17 protein-coding genes and 1 tRNA gene are annotated in these 19,113 nt (G+C 49.3%); 6 read left to right on the top strand and 12 right to left on the bottom strand.

All coding sequences use genetic code 11. The features are described 5' to 3' along the window. Nucleotides 1-37 precede the first annotated feature (37 nt). The 8 genes from JHJ32_RS11130 to JHJ32_RS11165 all read right to left on the bottom strand — a co-directional run bounded on the left by JHJ32_RS11130 (nucleotide 38) and on the right by JHJ32_RS11165 (nucleotide 10,224). Nucleotides 38-1,729, bottom strand: coding sequence for a RagB/SusD family nutrient uptake outer membrane protein (locus JHJ32_RS11130; RefSeq protein WP_200121012.1), 1,692 nt, complete (start codon nucleotides 1,727-1,729; stop codon nucleotides 38-40). Between the two features lie 7 nt (nucleotides 1,730-1,736). Next, a complete protein-coding gene (locus JHJ32_RS11135) occupies nucleotides 1,737-5,174 on the bottom strand; it encodes a TonB-dependent receptor (protein WP_200121013.1) in 3,438 nt (1,145 codons plus the stop codon). 83 nt (nucleotides 5,175-5,257) lie between these two features. Then, a complete protein-coding gene (locus JHJ32_RS11140; protein WP_079717216.1) occupies nucleotides 5,258-6,271 on the bottom strand; it encodes a FecR family protein in 1,014 nt (337 codons plus the stop codon). A 52-nt stretch (nucleotides 6,272-6,323) separates the two neighbouring features. Beyond that, nucleotides 6,324-6,905 carry an RNA polymerase sigma-70 factor gene (locus JHJ32_RS11145; RefSeq protein WP_200121014.1) on the bottom strand — a complete coding sequence of 194 codons (582 nt, stop codon included), beginning with the start codon at nucleotides 6,903-6,905 and terminating at the stop codon, nucleotides 6,324-6,326. Nucleotides 6,906-7,201: 296 nt separating this feature from the next. Beyond that, a complete protein-coding gene (locus JHJ32_RS11150) occupies nucleotides 7,202-8,335 on the bottom strand; it encodes a TlpA disulfide reductase family protein (RefSeq protein ID WP_233632606.1) in 1,134 nt (377 codons plus the stop codon). 87 nt (nucleotides 8,336-8,422) lie between these two features. Beyond that, nucleotides 8,423-9,214, bottom strand: a complete 792-nt coding sequence (locus JHJ32_RS11155) for a YgcG family protein (RefSeq protein ID WP_079717214.1) — start codon at nucleotides 9,212-9,214, stop codon at nucleotides 8,423-8,425. Next, on the bottom strand, nucleotides 9,201-9,638 hold the full coding sequence (locus JHJ32_RS11160) for a TPM domain-containing protein (protein ID WP_200121015.1): 438 nt from the start codon (nucleotides 9,636-9,638) through the stop codon (nucleotides 9,201-9,203). Before JHJ32_RS11160 ends, JHJ32_RS11155 begins: the two co-directional genes overlap by 14 nt. Before the next feature lie 4 nt (nucleotides 9,639-9,642). Then, nucleotides 9,643-10,224, bottom strand: a complete 582-nt coding sequence (locus JHJ32_RS11165; RefSeq protein ID WP_079717273.1) for a LemA family protein — start codon at nucleotides 10,222-10,224, stop codon at nucleotides 9,643-9,645. Nucleotides 10,225-10,322: 98 nt separating this feature from the next. Here JHJ32_RS11165 and JHJ32_RS11170 point away from each other — a divergent pair, with 98 nt between their 5' ends. The 4 genes from JHJ32_RS11170 to JHJ32_RS11185 all read left to right on the top strand — a co-directional run bounded on the left by JHJ32_RS11170 (nucleotide 10,323) and on the right by JHJ32_RS11185 (nucleotide 13,012). After that, nucleotides 10,323-11,864 carry an NAD(P)/FAD-dependent oxidoreductase gene (locus JHJ32_RS11170; protein ID WP_200121016.1) on the top strand — a complete coding sequence of 514 codons (1,542 nt, stop codon included), beginning with the start codon at nucleotides 10,323-10,325 and terminating at the stop codon, nucleotides 11,862-11,864. Between the two features lie 49 nt (nucleotides 11,865-11,913). Next, nucleotides 11,914-11,986, top strand: a tRNA-Gly gene (locus JHJ32_RS11175). Nucleotides 11,987-12,179: 193 nt separating this feature from the next. Further along, nucleotides 12,180-12,386 (top strand): hypothetical protein, encoded by a 207-nt coding sequence (locus tag JHJ32_RS22845; protein ID WP_139378672.1) that lies wholly within the window; start codon nucleotides 12,180-12,182, stop codon nucleotides 12,384-12,386. Between the two features lie 242 nt (nucleotides 12,387-12,628). Next, complete coding sequence (locus JHJ32_RS11185; protein ID WP_079717211.1) at nucleotides 12,629-13,012, top strand: HU family DNA-binding protein; 384 nt, start codon at nucleotides 12,629-12,631, stop codon at nucleotides 13,010-13,012. Nucleotides 13,013-13,401: 389 nt separating this feature from the next. Here the strand turns inward: JHJ32_RS11185 and sufD are convergent, their stop codons facing one another. Genes sufD through sufB form a run of 3 tightly spaced genes read right to left on the bottom strand, consistent with a single transcriptional unit; the run spans nucleotide 13,402 to nucleotide 17,034 of the window. Then, on the bottom strand, nucleotides 13,402-14,742 hold the full coding sequence (gene sufD / locus JHJ32_RS11190) for a Fe-S cluster assembly protein SufD (protein ID WP_233632607.1): 1,341 nt from the start codon (nucleotides 14,740-14,742) through the stop codon (nucleotides 13,402-13,404). A 28-nt stretch (nucleotides 14,743-14,770) separates the two neighbouring features. After that, a complete protein-coding gene (gene sufC / locus JHJ32_RS11195; protein ID WP_079717209.1) occupies nucleotides 14,771-15,535 on the bottom strand; it encodes a Fe-S cluster assembly ATPase SufC in 765 nt (254 codons plus the stop codon). Between the two features lie 47 nt (nucleotides 15,536-15,582). Beyond that, nucleotides 15,583-17,034 carry a Fe-S cluster assembly protein SufB gene (gene sufB, locus JHJ32_RS11200; protein ID WP_079717208.1) on the bottom strand — a complete coding sequence of 484 codons (1,452 nt, stop codon included), beginning with the start codon at nucleotides 17,032-17,034 and terminating at the stop codon, nucleotides 15,583-15,585. Nucleotides 17,035-17,311: 277 nt separating this feature from the next. Between sufB and JHJ32_RS11205 the strand changes: the two genes are divergently transcribed. Then, entirely contained in the window at nucleotides 17,312-17,782 is a 471-nt protein-coding gene (locus tag JHJ32_RS11205; RefSeq protein WP_079717207.1) for an Lrp/AsnC family transcriptional regulator, read from the top strand. 3 nt (nucleotides 17,783-17,785) lie between these two features. Here the strand turns inward: JHJ32_RS11205 and ung are convergent, their stop codons facing one another. Then, nucleotides 17,786-18,457 (bottom strand): uracil-DNA glycosylase, encoded by a 672-nt coding sequence (gene ung / locus JHJ32_RS11210; protein WP_079717206.1) that lies wholly within the window; start codon nucleotides 18,455-18,457, stop codon nucleotides 17,786-17,788. A gap of 117 nt (nucleotides 18,458-18,574) precedes the next feature. Between ung and JHJ32_RS11215 the strand changes: the two genes are divergently transcribed. Then, nucleotides 18,575-19,111 carry a hypothetical protein gene (locus JHJ32_RS11215; RefSeq protein ID WP_079717205.1) on the top strand — a complete coding sequence of 179 codons (537 nt, stop codon included), beginning with the start codon at nucleotides 18,575-18,577 and terminating at the stop codon, nucleotides 19,109-19,111. Nucleotides 19,112-19,113: the final 2 nt, after the last annotated feature.

The following is a 19,113-nucleotide window of genomic DNA, read 5'->3' on the forward strand; positions in this document are numbered from 1 at the left end:
TTGTATTGTCTATTCCTTGCATACATGCCGCTTCGGGCTATTTCAAGGGGTCGAATGTACCACCTTCCCAACCGATAGTCTGTTCCAGGTTAGCGTTAGTTTCCAAGTGTCTATTCGGGAGGGCATAAAAGTAATAGTTATCCCGGAAATTGATATCAAACACCCTGTCCACATTGATGATTTCGTCTTCAAAATATAAATGATATTGGGTGTTCAAATCAACTTGATCTTTTACCCGTTCGAACTCGGCGTTTGAAACCTTCAGCTTCGGCAGCAATCCCTTGCGGCGCTTGCCGTTCAACTCTTGTTCAAACAGCTTCCTTCTCCGGAGATCCCAGTAGCGCTTGCCTTCAAAAGCAAACTCCAGTTTGCGTTCCAGCATAATGGCCGCAATCAGTTCAGCTTTACCCATACCAGCTTTCAGGCCATAAAGCTGCTCACTGCCCGGAGCGATACCGGCACGGTGCCTAATCTGCTTGAGCACGTCATACGCTTCATCCAACCGGCCGGTCTCTACCGCCGACTCGGCGAAATTCAGCAGCACTTCGGCATAACGCAGCTCGATCCAATCGGTACTGCTTCTTTCGGTAAAATAAGGCGTATAACCTACATTGACGGCTTTGCGGCAATAGAACCCCGATAGCGTAGGCGCATTGGCCTCGGCTCCCTCATAGGTCCATTGTCTTCTGCCGCTTTTGCCACTCAGTTCCCACAACACGCCGTTATAGGCGATGGTCGCATCGAACCTCGGATCGCGGTTCTTCCAATAGTAAATTGGATCATAACCCGAATCTGGATCGTCAATGGCCGCACCGGATGCCATCGGATATGACGCCACCATATCCCACGTCGGGTGGTTGGCCCCCGAGAAGTTCTGAGCCTCGGATAGCGGACGGGTGCTTGCATCCCAACTATGGACGACGGTAGGTTCCTGGAAACGTTTCACGAAAATCACTTCCTTATTCATTTCGTCAAACCAAAGATTAGCGTAGCTTTCATACAAACCATAACCCTCCGCTGCCAATTCCTCCTTTGCTCGCTTATTGGCATTGTATGATGCTGTCCAGCGGTCCTGGTCTTGATTGGGGTTGAACTGGGGGCTTGCGTAGTACAGCAGCACACGGCCTTTCAGCGCTTGGACGACGGCTTTAGTGAAACGTCCCTCGTCATTGCCCGTCCATCGCCAAGGCAGGTAGGCTTCAGCAAACTCCAAATCAGCAAGGATAGCATCTATGCAATCGGAGGCGCTGGCACGCGAGACGGAAAGGTCTTCCGTAAGTTCTTGGGGATGCAGCACCAAGGGCACCCCGCCATATAAGCGTACCATCTCAAAGTAACGCCATGCCCGGAGCACGGCCGCCTGCGCCTTGAAGCTGTTTTTCACCTCAGCGCCCAAACTACTTTTGTCTACGTTGGCCATCAGTAAGTTGATAGACCTGATTTGATCATAATACCACTCGTCTATTGAAGTCGTGACTAGTTGCCCGTACAGAATAGCTGAGTTGCCAACTTCGGGTGACGCCTCGTCCGAATAGGAAGATACTTCGACGTCCCATGACGGAAGATTGTCAAGGTATAGTTTGTTCAGAAATGCTTCTGCATAATTCTCGTCGTTCCAAACGAGGTCGTCTGAAACGGCCGACAGGTTTCGTTTGTCGAGGACTTTGCTACACCCTGTCAAGGCCAAAGCTCCGGTAAGGATTGTATAATAGATTAAGTTCCTTTTCATGTCGTCATTAAAAATTAAGGTTAACACCTACTGTATAACTCTTCATCAAGGGATACGCTATGATACTGGAGTTTTCGGGATCAAAATACTTCACGTTGTTTTGCAGCAAAAATAGGTTATCACCATTCAAGAATACCCGCAGTTGTGAAACGGCGATTTTACGGAGCCAGTCGGCAGGTAAATCATACGAGACCCGGAGGTTCTTCAGCCGGGCGAAAGACCCGTCCCTCACCCAAAATGTAGAAGGGGCGTCGGCAGTATTCCGGCCCGGTCGCGGAAAACTGGCATTGGGGTTTTCGGCCGTCCAGTGATCTGTCCAGAAATCGAAGTTGGTCACATGCGGGCGAGCTTCGATGCTCCGTTGGTTGATCAGCACGTCATTGCCGGCAACGCCCTGTACGAATACCTCAAACGCCAGGTTCCTCCATTTGGCCCCAAGCAGTAAACCGTAGTTTACCGGAGGGATGGTACGGTTCACTATCCAGTCCATGTCGTGCTCATCGATTTTCCCGTCCGGCGTGTCAGAAGTGGCACCACGTAAGTCCTGGTAGTTCAGCATACCTAGCTCCGGTTTCTGACCGAATATCGTGTACCCGTCAGGAAGGGCATCCAGTTGGGCTTGCGTGCGTATGATATCGGTGGCGACATAACCCAGCGTGCGACCGGTGTTGAGACCGATTTCCGAACGGAATGCCCGGATGTTCTCAGGTTCGTCTTTGAGGACCAATTTGTTGGTCGCATACCCGAAATTGCCCCTTACCTGATAGGAGAAATCCTGGCTTATTTGATCGTTGTATGCAAATTCTAATTCGAAGCCGTAGGCATTTATCTTCGCATAATTCTCCGCAGGCATGGCGGCTCCGAAGGTGGTCGGGAGGCTTTCCATGCGCGCCCCGAGGATGTCGTAGGTTTTTTTGTAAAATCCATCCACCGTCAGCGACATTTTGTTTTGCAAGAACCGGGTGTCCAGACCCACGTTATAATTCAGCGATTTCTCCCACGTAATGTTCGGGTTGGGCACCACGCCGGCCACGATGCCGCTACTGAGATTCCCAAACTGGGCTCCTGTTACCGGTGTTGACCCGCTCACGAAGTTATACATTTGCAGCCATTGCCATCCACCCACGGCATCGTTGCCCAACAGTCCGACCGAAGCGCGCAGCTTGGCTTCGTCAAAAAACCGGACATTGTTTTTGAAAAAAGATTCTTCAGAGATACGCCATGCACCCGATACTGACGGGAAGAATCCCCAACGCTGGCTGGGCGCAAAATTTGCCGACCCGTCATAACGGAAAGAAGCTTCGATGAGGTACTTGCCGTCGTACCCGTAGTTTAGCCGGCCAACATACGAAAGGCGGCCAAATTCCTCACCGGTACCGTTTACCGTAGAGTTAATGGCATCGGGGCTGCCTGCATAGAATTGGTCTACCGCAGAGGAGATAAAAAAGTTCCGCTGCCCGTTGAACCAATCGAGCATGCCTTCCGCTTGCTCATAAACAAACACAGCGCCAACGTCGTGCTTACCAAACCGATTGTTGTAATTGACCATCGTATTGAATTGGTAATTATCTGTGCGATCGTAGCGCTCGAAAAGAAAATCGCCATCATTACGTATTTTCACGCTTTCGATCTCATCCGTAGCGATGTGGCCGTGCCCACCGGTCATTACCGGGTTATACAGCGGGTAGGGCCGGTTGAACTGCTTGATGAACGCATGCCGGTTGTAACGGTTGTACATCACCTTTACGCTCAAGCCTTCAATCTGAGGGACTTTGTATTCCAGCGCCAGCGTGGCCTCGTAGTTGCCGTACCGTTTGCGGTTATAACCTGTATGGTCGGCCAGAATCTCCAAGGGATGCCATTCCACAAAGCCGCCATTGGGTCTGCCGTTGATATATGGCGGTATCATTTCCGAACGGACCAACAGCCCTTTGTACAGGTCGGCCATGTTGTCATTGTCGCTGTCCCAGCGCCAGTAAGGTTTCAGATCATCTCGGTTTTCAATATTCAGGTTGAGCGAAGCGGTCAGGTTTTCGGTGATATTGGCTTCCAAATTGCCCCGGAGGTTATAACGATCAAAATCTAAATTCCTGAAAGAACCGGTTTCATTATAGTAAGTGCCGCCCACAAAAAAACGGACGTGTTCCGAACCGCCATTTACATTCAAGGAATGCCTATTGCGAATGGGATTTACCCATGAATCGTCCAGCCAGTCCCACCGATTGTTTTTGAAGTACTCCAGCTCATCGCTGGTAAAGTACCGGTTGTCGGTAGTGGGGATCTGATCAATGGCCAGGCTGTTATTGATCAGGATGGCTTGGTCATAACCACTCTGCCGATGCGGTATCAATGTGGCATCGGAGACACCGAACGAACCGGTATAGCTGATGACGGGTTTGCCCACCTTACCGCGTTTGGTGGTGACCAAAATGACACCATTTGCAGCTCGCGAACCGTAAATGGCGGCCGATGCACCGTCCTTAAGAATGGAGATGTTTTCAACTTCAGATGCATCCAGCCCATCAAATGCAAACTTATCGCGCACCACACCGTCGATGACGTACAATGGCGCCGCCGAATTCCACGTGCCGTCTGCCCGGACCTTGATGTTCGATGTTGCCCCGGGTTTGCCGACGCTCTGTGTAATCAATACGCCCGACATCCGGCCGCTCAGCGCGTTTGAAAGGCTGGATGATGGGATGTCATTGATCACTTCAGCATTGATGGCTGCTACCGAACCGGTAAGGTTTACTTTCTTTTGCGCGCCGTAACCAACGATCACCACTTCTTCCAAGGCTTGGTCTATCAGCTCCAACACAACATTGAGGGTGGTAGCCTCGCCAAGCGTAAACGAATTGGTATGATACGCCAAATGGCTGAATGTAACGGTACCGCCGGGTACTGCAGAAAACTGGAATTGCCCGTTTTCGTCAGTGGCTGTCGTAGCACTTGAGGTGCCTTCTACCTTGATGGTCACCCCACCCACGGGCTCGCCCGATTGATCTCGCACGTATCCCTTATATAGCTCCTGCTGACGGTTGAGGGGCGCTCCATCTGCGAGCGCAGCCTTATCGGACCGTGGTGCATGGCGCTTGGGTAAGAGGACAATGTGATTTTCGTTGACCTTAAACTCCAGCCCGTATTGCGTGCAAAGCTGCCCAAGCACATCCTCCAGTGTGCCGTTTTCAACATGCATGGTTACTTTTTTGGTATTATTGATAAGCTCCACATCATACCAAAACGAATAGTTTGTTTGTCGTTTGATCTCTTTCAGAATGTACTTGATGGTCTTGTTTTCCGCCCGGATAGACACCCGTTTGTTCAGTGAGATGGACGAAGCCAGCACCGAAAAGGAAGTCAGGCATATCATCAATAAGGTCCAGATTCTCGAAGTTAAAGGCAAAGGAAAACCCTTAAACTTTGCGAAAAGTTTATTTTTAATCATTGGTTAATACAGTTTAATTAAATGAATTTACAATTGGCGACCGCGTAACTCGTGTCTCTTGTTGTTGCTTTGTCAGTATTTCCTCATAATTTATATATATTAATTTTGTTCTTTTTTATCGTGTATCGGTACATGCCGTCCGCAGTAATCACATTGAGCACTTGCTCGATAGTTTCGCCGTTTTCGAACTCACCGAAGAAAATCCGGTCATTCAATTTATGGTCATGCACCTGTATCTCCACGCCGTAGTTCCGCTCCAAAACGGTTTTAATCTCGCGGAAAGGTATGGAATCAAAAACAAGCTTACCTTCCGTCCATTTAATGGCATCAGCGGCGTTCCGTTCGTTGACAACGACCTGGTTGGTCGCCTTCAGCAATACTGCCTCTTCGTTTGGCTTCAGTATAATTTTCTCCTTGCCATCTAAGGCCATCTGCACAGCCCCTTCCAACAGTTGGAGTGCTAGCTTATCGGCTTCACCATAGTTCTGGAGATTGAATTTCGTACCCAGCACGCTCACCTCCACACCATCGGTTTCTACCACAAACCGGCGCTTGGTATCTTTTGCCACCTCAAAGTAGGCTTCTCCATCCAACTGCACGCGCCGTTCGCTGTTCCCGAACCCTGGCGCCAGTACCAGCCGGGAATCCGCATTCAGGAAAACCACTGTTCCGTCAGTCAGGGTAACCCTCGACTTCGACCCTTTCGGCGTACTCATCACCACTGGTACCCGCTGGCTGGTATCTCGGTTGACCCACTTAAGTGACAGGAAACCGGCAATAAACCCGAGCACCAAGACGGCCGCATACGGCAACAGCCTGTTAAAGAACAATCGCTTTGACGGATGGCGCGGCGGCGCGACGACCGTCTCTTCTTCAATACGACCCCTGAACTGGCTCCACGCTGCATCTGTGTTATAGTTGTATTGGTTAGCAGGTAAATCACTCGCAAACCAAAGCTTTTCAAGCTCCTGAAAATAAGCCCGGTGGTCTATGGAAGCGTCGAGCCAGTCTTTTAGTTTCCGTTGTTCCTCCACAGTCAGTTCATCGGCCAAAAAGCCCGTGATCAACGTCTTCCAAAAGGACTTGTTTTCTATCATTTTCTGATTACGTTTAGTAGACAAGTGAAAATTAAAAGCGGGTAAATGAAAATTAAAAAAAATTTAACAACAGCAATAAAAACAAGAAATCCTTCAAGGCAACACGCAATGCCGAAAGGGCACTTTTGATGTGATACTTAACGACATCAATCGAAACCTTAAGTTCATCGGCAATCTCCTGATATCTCAACTGCTCGAACCGGCTTTTCCGGAAAATCGTTTCGGTGAGCTCAGGCAGTTGCCTCAACGCCGATTCCAGCCGGTCTTCCAATTCGCGGAGGATCAGTTTATCAAAACTGTTTTCGTTGTTGACGAAGGAATGCTCCAGCAAGATCTGGTCTCGTAGTGTCTGCTGCAGCTTCTGCTGGTTGAGGTGGTTGATACATCTATTCTTTACCGCACGCACCAGGTAGCTGCGCAGCGTTTTCTCAATCATCAGGTTTTCTCTGTTTTTCCAGATGGTATATACCACGTCATTGACGATGGATTCGGATGTCAGGTGATCGTGCACAAATTTAAATGCATAGGCACAAAGTAAGACATAGTATTCCTTATATAAGAATGCATACGCGTCTTGGTCACCTTTTTTCAATCGCTTTAGTAGCTCCTCGTCCAACGTTACATGTCGATTCATATGCAAAAACAAAAAGATCGTAGGTCAATTCGATATAAATGCCCTATTTCCGGCTATGCCAGCGATTGGTTTTTATTGATTAGAATTTCCAAAAATAGCCAAAGCTTTTGATTATATTTTGACCGAATACTATGGTATTTTACCATTTTTATCCATTTCCGAATTTTTGGTCCGGCAGGATGCATCCGCATTCAACAAGCGAGGTCGGGCACCAGGTCAAAACAGTATACCAAAATGAAAGCCGCCCTTAGGAAAGAGGCGGCTTTTGATATCTCGGCGAGCGGCTTACGCTGCGGTCAGTCTAATAACTCGGCCAGTTTTGCGTGCAACTCCGGCCCGCGGAGGTTTTTAGCTATAATTTTGCCTTCCGGGTCAAGTAGAAAATTTGCGGGGATACCCTGAATCGCATATTGCTCAACAACATCAGACTGCCACCACTTCAGTTCAGATACATGTGGCCAGTCCTGCAAGCCATCATCATGAATCGCTTTCAGCCACGCCTCTTTCTGCCCTGGCCGATCGAGCGATACGCCGAATACGGTAAAATTCTTGTCCTTGTATGCTTGATATGCCGCCACCACATTGGGATTTTCGTGCCTGCAGGGGGTACACCAGCTCGCCCAAAAATCGACCAACACATATTTGCCCCGCAATGACGACAAGGCCACCGGATTGCCAGCGGTATCCGGTTGTGTAAAATCAGGGGCTATGGCACCAATCCCTACGCGCTTAAGATTTTCCAACTGCTCAGCAATGATTTTGCCCTTGTCCGAAGTTTTCAACGCCGCCGAAAGCCCATTGAATGCAGGTTCGATCACCTCCTGCACCGGTTCCGAACCAACATAAGGAAAAAGCAGATCCAGACTCACAACGCTTGCCGGATAATCGGCGATATATTTGAAATCAACGGCTTTCTGCTCTTCCTGGATAGTCATGGCTTCCATTTGCAGCGCTTGTACAAATGCAGGATCCTGCTTCTGGCTATCCGATGCCGCGGCATACCGCTCTATAAGGTCACCCATTTTCTCCTGTACGGGTGCCGAGTGCGACCGATAAACGAGGAAATCCTTATTAATATCGCCTCCTTTTACTGAAGCACCACTTAGTGAGTCGTCCGCTGTAATCGTAATGGCCCCCTTCTCTAAATAGAGCTCCACCCGATCGGGATCATCCATTTCGCGGATATCGCCCCCCTCATGAGCGAGGAGTACCAGCGCCCGAGATGGCGCTTCCACGCTGCCGTGAAACTTAAACCGACCATCAGCGACATCCACAGAGTCCAATACAGTGCCGGTGCCCGTGCGGTAACTCAAGTAAGCTTTAGCCGGTGCGTTTAAACTGCCGACTTTGGCCGTAATTGTAAAATCATCCTGCGCAAATCCCACTGTCGGCAATACCGTCATTGCCATCAAAACCAACCTTCTCATCATAGGGTTCTTTTTTATTTATATATGCAATTATGGCAAAGATGCCATATTTTTATCGGAAACCACAGGTCCTGTAAGAGATTTTGTGCACTACCACCTTCCGCTGGCACCGCCGCCGCCGAAGCCGCCGCCGCCAAAACCGCCGAAGCCGCCACCACCGAAGCCACCGCCGCCGCTACCGAACCCTCCACCGAAGCCACCTCGGCCGCCTCCACGGCCCATCCCGCTAAGCAATGTCCACCACAGGAGGTCCGACGCGCCGCGGCCGCCTAGAACCTTGCCGCCACCACGGCCTCCGCCACCACGACTAAGAAGGGCTACGAGAACAAAGACAATAATAAGTATCAATACGATCGAGCCGGAGCCTCCTTTGCCATCACGCTTCGGTGGCGCCGTGTACTCGCCTTTGGTGTAAGCAATGAGCGCGTCCGTGGCCCTGTCAATCCCCGTAAAATAATCACCCCGCCGGAAAGCAGGCTTAATCTCGTTTTCGATGATCCGGTACGCTATCGCATCGGGCACAGCCCCTTCCACGCCATAACCTGTCTGGATGGTCACGGCCCGGTCGCCCAAAGCCACCAAGAGCAAAATACCGTTGTCATGATCCTTGCCGCCCACGCCCCATCGTTGGGCCAGTCGCACACCATAATCAGCGATGTCGTACTGCCCCGTTGACTGCATCAGTACCACAGCTATCTGCGTGGATGTGCTATCATCGAATGCCACCAGCTTGTGTTCCAATTGCTGTACCTGTGCGGCTGTCAGTGTTTGTGTATAATCGTTGACCAATCTATTCGGCGTAGGAGGAAAATCTTGTGCCAAGGCACCACTCACGCCCAATAGAAGGATAGTTTTCAGCAAAAAAAGTTTAGTCTTTACCATTACCAAAGGCGATATCGTTAGGCAATTCATTTACATCGTCATCCAGCCGCGGAAAAAAGTGCTGTAGCTGCTCGCCAGCGTGCACAATACCCTCAATAAGGCCCTGCACCAAATCACCTCGCTTGAAATGTTGTACCATAAGTTCTTTCGTCTCTTCCCAGAAATTGGCCGGTACTTTCGCATTGATGCCGCGATCGCCGATGATAGCAAACTGGTGATCTTCCGTCGCGATATAGAGCAGCACCCCGTTATGCTGGGCAGTCTGGTTCATGCCCAGCCGTTGAAAGTACACCGTCGCACGTTCCAATGGATCGGTGGGGCAGTGGGGTTCCACGGCCAACCGTATTTCTCCAGACGTACGCGACTCGGCCAATTGAATGGCGTGCACAATTTTTTCCTGCTGCTCCGCTGTAAATTGTTCCATATACCTAAAACTGTACCTCCGGAGCCTGATTAGCTCCAGCCTCGGCGGTAAAATAACCTTTTTGTTTAAATCCAAACATGCCTGCCGTAATGTTGTTCGGGAAGCGCCTTACCGATGAGTTGTACTCCTGTGTTGCTTCGTTAAATGCCCGGCGTTCGGTACTGATACGGTTTTCGGTACCTTCGAGTTGCGCTTGCAACTCAAGGAAATTCTGATTGGCTTTCAACTCAGGGTAACGTTCTACGCTCACCAATAACCGTCCCAGCGATTGGGACAATGCGTCCTGTGACTGTTGGAACTGCTGAATGGCTTCAGGCGTCAGGTTTTCCGGATCAACGGTTACAGAAGTAGCTTTGGCACGCGCTTCAATAACCTGCGTAAGCGTTTCCTGTTCGAAATTGGCCGCACCTTTTACCGTATTGACTAAATTCGGAATCAAGTCCGCGCGCCGTTGGTAAGCGTTTTCCACCTGAGCCCATTTGGCCTTTACATTCTCCTCTTGGTTCACCAGGGTATTATATCCGCATGAGCTGAACGAAAGGGCTACGAATACACCTACCATTACAACAAACAATCTGCTTTTCATGTTGACTGAATTTAAATTCATATTGCTACTAATTTAACACTTTGATGGCAAAATTCATACCTTTGTTACACTTCGGGATAAAAACCCGACATCATTTCATGCAGCACGAACTTGAATTGGCCATCCTGCCGGAAAGAATCGCGGATCAAACGCACATCCTGCAAAAAGGTGCCGCGTTGTTGAAGATTGCTCCAGCACGGATTAAAGGCCTAAAAATACGCAAACGCTCCATTGACGCCCGGGGGAAACAGGCAGTCTTCCGGGTACGGGTCATCTTCTACATCGACGAACAGCCGATCCCTGAAATTTTACCCCTGGAATATGCCAATGTTGCAGACGATCCACCAGCGATCATTGTTGGCGCCGGTCCTGCCGGTCTGTTTGCGGCCCTGCGATGCCTGGAAAAAAAGATACGCCCCATCATCATTGAACGGGGAAAACGTGTACAGGAGCGCCGCCGGGATTTGGCTGTATTGAATAGACAGGGAATCGTCAATCCAGACTCCAACTATTGTTTTGGAGAAGGCGGTGCGGGCACGTATTCCGACGGGAAACTGTATACCCGATCCAATAAACGCGGGGATGTGCAGCGGGTCCTACAGCTCCTCGTCGCCCATGGCGCCACGGACGACATCCTGGTGGATGCCCGCCCCCATATCGGCACCAATAAGTTGCCCCACATCATCCAAGCGATACGCCATACCATCCTCAACCATGGCGGAGAAATTCATTTTGACAGCAGGGTAGTGGATATCGTGGAGCAGTTCGGTCATGTAAAAGGAGTGAAGCTGGCTTCCGGCGAGCACATCAACGCTGAGCATGTCATCTTGGCCACCGGGCATTCGGCACGCGACATCTTCGAAATCTTTCATCGAAGGCGATGGTTAGTCGAGCCTAAGCCATTTGCCCTCGGTGTGCGCATCGAACACCCGCAGCAAATCATCGATCAGGCCCAATACCACTGTAACGTGCGGAGCGAGCACCTTCCACCGGCGTACTATAGCCTGGTCGAACAGGTGGATGGCCGGGGGGTCTTCTCGTTCTGCATGTGCCCGGGCGGCATCATCGCGCCCTGTGCAACGGATAAAGGTGAGATCGTCGTCAACGGCTGGTCGCCTTCGAAACGCAACAACCCCTATGCCAACTCGGGCACTGTCGTGCAGGTCAACCTCGAAGACGTCCCGCATGCTGTACGTTATCCTTTTGCGCTGCTGGATTTCCAGCATGAGGTAGAAGAAAGGGCCTACGTAGTGGGCGGGGGCAAATTGGTGGCTCCAGCCCAGCGGATGGTCGACTTCGTGGAGGGCAGATTGTCGAATACGCTGCCTGTCAACTCCTATAAACCGGGCACCCACAGCGCGTTGCTCTCGGAGGTGCTTCCTCCTTTTGTACATGACGCACTCCGGAAAGCGATCCCGCTATTTGGAAAAAAGATGAAAGGCTACTATACGAATGAGGCCATTTTAGTGGGTGTGGAATCCCGCACCTCATCGCCCGTGCGGATACCAAGGGATAAAATGACGTTGCAGCATCCGCAAATCAAAGGACTATATCCCTGTGGCGAAGGGGCGGGCTATGCCGGCGGCATCGTATCGGCAGCCATTGATGGGATGAACTGCGCCGATGCCATAAAGGATTAAAAAGATTTGGAAAATAACGAACGGCCGCCTTACATTTGTAGTTGTATTAGCGAAAGTAGCTCAGTTGGTAGAGCATCAGCTTCCCAAGCTGAGGGTCGCGAGTTCGAGCCTCGTCTTTCGCTCTGATTTTTCAGCTTGCGGGAGTTTCATTTGCCATTTTCATAAATTGTATTCTACCGATGTTGAAAATATAAAAATCGTGATACGAAGCAAATTGCAAATTTCATAAAAACAACCATCAAACCACAGAAAATCAACCAATTATTTCCGACAATTTTGCGTATTTCGTAAATTTGCATACGCTATTTGGCAGATATGGAAATATCTTTACCAAGATTAGCTGTTTATCCCGCGGACCTGCAGCGGATCACCGGCCAGAGCGAACGCACTTGCCAACGGCTCCTAAACAAGATCCGGGATATGTTTGGGCTGGATAAGCACCAGCATGTGACGGTTTATCAGGCCTCGGAATATCTGGGCATTTCAGTAGCAGAAATCTCCCGCTTCATGCGCCGATCCTGACCCAAGCAGCCGGCAAAGGGTTTGCCGGGACAGCGACAGATTTTCAGGGACAACCCGCGGCGGCGACTGGCCGCCGCGGTTTTTTTTGCCCATCAACCCGTCAATTCCGACAATTCCGCCAAACCCGCCAATCCCGACAGCGTTTATTGCCATCCTGCGGAACTTTGTCTTGTCAACGGGTCAGGTACCGCCCGGAGACGCGGAGTAAAGTTTGTTTTTTTTAACGTTTTAATTTTTAAACAATGGCAATTAAGTACAACATTCTGGAAATCGGCAAACCGGGGGATGCCGCGGCGCCGAAGAAGTTTTATGCACGGCCGGTCCATGCCGGCGAGATCACCCTGGAAAACCTGGCGGCAGACATCTCGCACGCCTCATCGCTCACTGAATCCGATGTCTACGCCGTATTGCAGAGCCTCGTGCGTGAAATCCCGCGCAACATCCAGCACGGATACATCGTCCGCTTGGGTAACCTCGGCGCATTCCGCCTGGGAAGCAACAGCACGGGGAGCGATGCCGAAGAGGAGGTGACCGCGGCCAACATCTTCCGTAAGCGCCTGCTGTTCTATCCCGGCAAGCATGTCAAGCAAGTGATTGACGGTTTAACTTTTGAGAAAAACCGGTAAATCCGGCTCCATTAACCGTTTACGCAGCCGTCCCGATGTGTTTCGGGACGGCTTTTTTGTTTAAAAAAGCCCAAAAACGACCCTTGGTCACTCTGAAAACCGGCTTCGGAGCGTCCGGAAAGTCTCCGAAGCCGGTCGTAAAACCCGCTTCGGAGGGTTTGGAAAGTCACTTCGGACGGTTTTAAAAGGTTTTGGCCGACATCAAAAAATATCCTATAACGAAATTTATGTCTGCTGCAACCGGCGCGTGAAATAGGACCAAACCCGCACTCATCCTGCATCGGTACGGGCGTAAGGGGCTGCATGGACCACTTGTGGCCCAGCTAAGACGACAAGTAAAAGAGGGGATTATCTGACTAACCTTCCGCCGCGAGATAAGCGGGCTTCTCTTACCCCGCCTTCAACCCTTGCTCCACCAAGTGCTCCACGTACTCACGTACGGTCGCATTGGCAAAACGGCTCGTCACGTCAAAGGCAAAGGCATGGACCAGAAGCACACGTGCCTGCGCCTCACTGATACCCCTGGCTCGAAGGTAAAATAACGCTTCATTATCAAACTGTCCAATCGTGCAGCCGTGACTACATTTTACGTCATCTGCAAAAATCTCCAGCTGCGGCTTGGTGTATACGGCAGACTTTTCGCCAATGAGCATATTGTTGTTTTGTTGGAACGCGTTGGTCTTTTGTGCATCGGGACGCACGAAAATCTTTCCATTGAACACAGCCGTAGACGTATCCTGCGTGATATTCTTATACCACTCATAGCTTTCGCAATGCGGCTCGCGGTGATCGACGATCGTATGGTTATCGACGAGCTGGTTGCCTGCGGTAAGCGTCACGCCGTATAAATGGCTCTCAACCTCACTGTCGCCCAGCCGAACATTAATATTATTCCGCACAAACGCAGCGCCCGGGAAGGTACAGTTGTAATGATTATAAAGGCTGTGCTTTTCCTGATAGACCTCGGTATGGTTGAGGTAATTGCCTTGTGCCCCTGCAACCTGTAGGTAATAATGCTGCAATTTTGCACTTTCCCGTACCACAACCTCGCTCACTGTGTTATTGAGGTTGTGCGCTGCACCTTCATCCGTAATGAATGATTCGATGATTTCAGCTTCAGCAAATGTGCTGATCACGTACAGATTGCGCACCTGTGCAAATAAGGGCTTCATGGCAGAGGCGACATGGATAACGTGTATCGGCTTTTGCAATTGGACGTTTTTGCCCACTTCGATAAACAATCCTGAGGTAAACAAAGCGGTGTTAAGCGCCACAAACGGATTATCCGTTTTATCTGCATATTCTGCAAAATACTTCGCAAAACAAAGACGGTCGAATGCTTGGTCAATCGGCATTATAGATAGGCCGTGGATATCCGCCGCGGTGGATAACTTAGCGTTGTACCTGCCATCGACCATAACCACGCGGTAAGCATCCAAACCGGGAATAACCGCTTTGTCGAGCGATAAATCATCGGAAGAAAGCGTTTCCGCATCCAGCACATAGTGCTGACGATTGACGAGCGGTTGTACATTGGTGTACTTCCAATCTTCCTGCTTCACCGTGGGGAATCCAGCGCTTTTGAACCGCTCGAAAGCCTGCTTGCGTATTTCGTCAAGCGAATGGGGCTCTGATGAGGGCAGGTTGCCGCCATACGTTTTAATCAACTGTGTATATAATGAATCGCTTACTTGTGTAATCATGATATCTGTAGCCACTTCATCCAACATAACCGCTCTTTACTAAAACCGAAAAGAATTAAACGGTCCCTTCGGCGTCCACTGTTTCTTTTATCCAATCGTATCCTTTTTCTTCCAGCTCCAGTGCGAGCTCCTTGGTACCCGACCGCACGATCCGGCCGTTGTAGAGCACGTGCACAAAATCCGGCACGATATAATCCAGTAGACGCTGGTAATGCGTGATGACAATAAATGCGTTATCGTTGGACCGCAATTGGTTTACGCCGCCGGCAACGATACGTAGCGCATCGATGTCCAACCCCGAATCGGTCTCATCAAGAATAGCCAGCTTCGGCTCCAGCATAGCCAACTGAAAAATCTCATTACGCTTTTTTTCGCCGCCCGAAAAGCCTTCATTCAGCGAACGGTTGGCCAACTTAGCGTCAAATTTCACCAGCTTCTGTTTTTCCTTTACCCTGCTCAGAAACTCTTTAGCTTCCATTGGGGGCAGCCCTTTGTAGGCCCTTACCTCATTAAGCGCCGTTTTGAGGAAATTGATGTTTGAAACACCCGGTATTTCAACCGGATATTGGAACGCCAGGAAGACACCTTCGCGCGCGCGGTCTTCCGGAGAAAGATCCAGCAGGTCTTTCCCATCCAATAGCACTTCGCCTTCGGTCACCTCGTAGGCCTCCCGACCGGCCAACACATTTCCAAGGGTACTTTTGCCCGAACCGTTTGGGCCCATAATGGCGTGTACCTCTCCGGCTTTCACTTCAAGATCCAGCCCTTTTAATATTTGTTTATCTTCTACTGATGCGTGTAAATTCCTAATACTTAACATGGTTGTTTTACTACTCTCTCGCTTTATGTAATTATCCCACACTTCGATTACCCGACACTTCCTTCCAGGGATATGGCTAATAATTTTTGTGCTTCCACGGCAAATTCCATGGGCAATTGGTTTAAAACTTCTTTCGCGTACCCATTGACGATAAGTCCCACTGCCTTCTCGGGATCAATGCCCCGTTGGGTAAGGTAAAACAGTTGGTCTTCACCGATTTTTGATGTTGTAGCCTCATGTTCCAGTTTGGCGGTTTTATTCCGGCTTTCAATATAGGGAAATGTATGCGCCCCACACTTATCGCCGATGAGCAATGAATCACATTGGGTGAAATTCCGCGAATTTTCAGCTCCGGGACCTATTTTTACCAACCCTCTATAGCTGTTGTGACTTACCCCGGCCGAGATACCTTTGGATACGATTTTGCTCCGGGTATTTTTGCCCAGGTGGATCATCTTGGTGCCAGTGTCGGCCAGTTGCCTGTTTCGTGTCAGCGCTACTGAATAAAACTCACCCACAGAATGATCGCCCTTGAGAATCACTCCCGGATATTTCCACGTGATGGCCGATCCGGTCTCTACCTGTGTCCAAGATATTTTACTGTTATCACCCTTACACATCCCGCGCTTGGTCACGAAATTATATATCCCTCCTTTGCCGTCCTTGTCGCCCGGATACCAGTTTTGGACCGTCGAGTATTTGATTTCGGCGTCTTTGAGTGCAATCAGCTCAACGACCGCAGCATGCAACTGGTTTTCATCCCGCATAGGAGCCGTGCAACCTTCGAGGTAACTGACGTACGCCCCCTCGTCAGCGATAATCAACGTGCGTTCAAACTGGCCCGTGTTTTCGGCATTGATGCGGAAATACGTGGAAAGCTCCATCGGACAGCGCACGCCTTTGGGTATATATACGAAAGAACCGTCGGAAAACACCGCAGAATTAAGCGCAGCATAAATATTGTCTGTTTGCGGCACCACCGAGCCGAGGTATTGTTTGACAAGCTCCGGATGCTCTTGCACGGCTTCGCCGAACGAGCAAAAAATAACCCCCTGTTCTTTTAATTTCTCACGGAAGGTGGTTTTGACCGAAACGCTATCGAACACGGCGTCTACGGCAACAACACCGGCTAACACCTTCTGTTCGTCCAATGGAATACCCAGTTTCTCAAACGTGGACAGCAATTCCGGATCAACTTCATCCATGCTGTTCAGTTTGGGCTTCGCCTTGGGCGCAGCATAATAGGAAATATCCTGAAAATCCACATCGGGATGCTCGAAATTCTGCCAAGCAGGCATTTCCATCTGTAAAAAATGCCGCAACGCCTTCAGCCGCCACTCCAGCAGCCATTCCGGTTCGTTCTTCTTCGCAGAAATCAGCCGAACGGTATCTTCGGAAAGCCCTTTAGGGGCTATATCCATCTCAATATCCGTCGTAAATCCGTATTTATATTCCTCGAGCGCTAGCTCTTTCAGCAATTCATCATCTTTAGTACTCATAACGCACCCTTTCGCAACGTGATTAAAAACCGAGCAGACAGGCAACCCGTCAGACTTTTCGAGTTGCAAAGTTACAAATTTTAACTGGCATTAACCGTGCATATCGCCCTTTCATTTAGCTCAAGGTTGAATGGCACTGTATTTTTACAAATCAGTGATAATGAATACAATTTCCTTATCATGAACGGTTTTAGCTACTTATGGCAATTTGAGAGCAAATTATTTGAAAATAAATTGTAATATTGCCAAATATAATTTGGTGTTATTGTTTTCAAATATGCCCTTTCAACCCGACAAAACTGATTTTAAAATCCTGAAGTTATTACAGGAAAACGGCCGGATTACCAACTTGCAATTGGCGTCAAGCATCGGACTTTCGCCAGCACCCACGCTTGAACGCGTGCGGAAGCTGGAAAATTCCGGCTACATCAAAAGCTACCACGCGTTTGTTGATGAGGAAAAACTCGGGCTGGGCATAAAATCGTTCATCCAAATTTCGCTCGATTTTCACACGCACAATGCCATCCCCGAATTTGTAGCGGCCGTGAAAAACATAAAAGAGGTGACCGAATGCCACCATGTTACTGGCCAATGTGATTTTATCCTGAAAGTCTATGTGAAGGATATTAAGGCTTACGAAGCTGTAATTATGGAAAAAATCAGCAAAATACCCTACGTCAAAACATTCCAGACCATGATGATCATGTCTACCAGCAAAAAAGAACCCATCGTGCCGATGGAATATTAAAAATCATACCTGCCAGTTGATGGCTTCCATTCCCTGCTTGACCAAAAACTCATTGGCTTTGGAAAAATGGCGGCACCCAAAAAAGCCGCTGGACGCGGAGAATGGTGAAGGATGAGCAGCCGTGAGGATATAATGCTTATGGTAATCAATGAGTGCCGCTTTGTTTTTTGCATACCGGCCCCATAGCATGAAAACAATTCCGCTCCGACGAGCCGATAATTCAGCAATGGCTTTATCCGTAAAGGCCTCCCAGCCTTTGCCTTGGTGCGAACCCGCAGTATGTGCCCGCACAGTCAGTGTCGCATTGAGTAACAGTACACCTTGGTTGGCCCAAGCGGTCAAATCGCCGTGTGCCGGAATCTGGAACCCCGGAATATCGTTGCTCAGCTCCAAATACATATTTCGAAGGGAGGGCGGTATCCCGATCCCTTTCGGAACGGAAAACGACAAGCCATGCGCCTGCCCCGCATTGTGGTATGGATCCTGCCCGAGGATCACAACCTTAACGCGATCAAAGGGTGTATGATCAAACGCATTAAAAATAAGGTTACCAGGAGGATATACGGTATGATGACGCTTCTCCTCCTGTAAAAAACGTTTGAGTTCCGCCATGTAGGGCTTTTCAAATTCGGGGGCTAATACCGCCCGCCATCCCGCCTCCAATTGTATACTCATTCAACAAAAATACACATTTTGCAAAATATATATATTGCAGTTGTTAAAGCGCCTAAATAAACGGATATTTGCACTAATATTTAAATTAAGCACATCGTGAATTAAATCATCATCAACATGTCTAATCTTGTTCGAATCATCATATCATCGCTTTTATTAATCGGCACCATAGCCTTATTTTTTTATGGAGAATGGGGGTGGGGAATACTGGGTATCCTCATAACCATCATAGCCTTTGTAACCGTATTTTTTAATGAAAATATGCTGATTGCCCAATTCTATTTGCGCAAAGAGAATATGACAAAGGCTGCTCAATGGCTAAGCCGTATCACAAACTACGAAAAACAGCTCATCCGTGCGCAACATGGCTATTACCACCTGTTATTGGGTCTCATGGAATCACAAAAATCACCCATGCAGTCCGAAAAGTACTTTAAAAAAGCACTTACCTTGGGGTTGCACATGGGGCACAACGTAGCACTCGCCAAGCTAAGCCTTGCAGGCATCGCGATGGCCAAACGGAATAAACGGGAGGCAACCAAGTACTTGCAGGAGGCTAAAAAAGCCGACAAAAACAAGCTGCTGGCCGATCAGATAAAAATGATGAAAGACCAAATGGGCATGATGGACCGCCAGCAAATCCGCTACCGGTAACC

Source organism: Parapedobacter sp. ISTM3 (assembly GCF_016533505.1).
GTDB lineage: Bacteria > Bacteroidota > Bacteroidia > Sphingobacteriales > Sphingobacteriaceae > Parapedobacter > Parapedobacter luteus.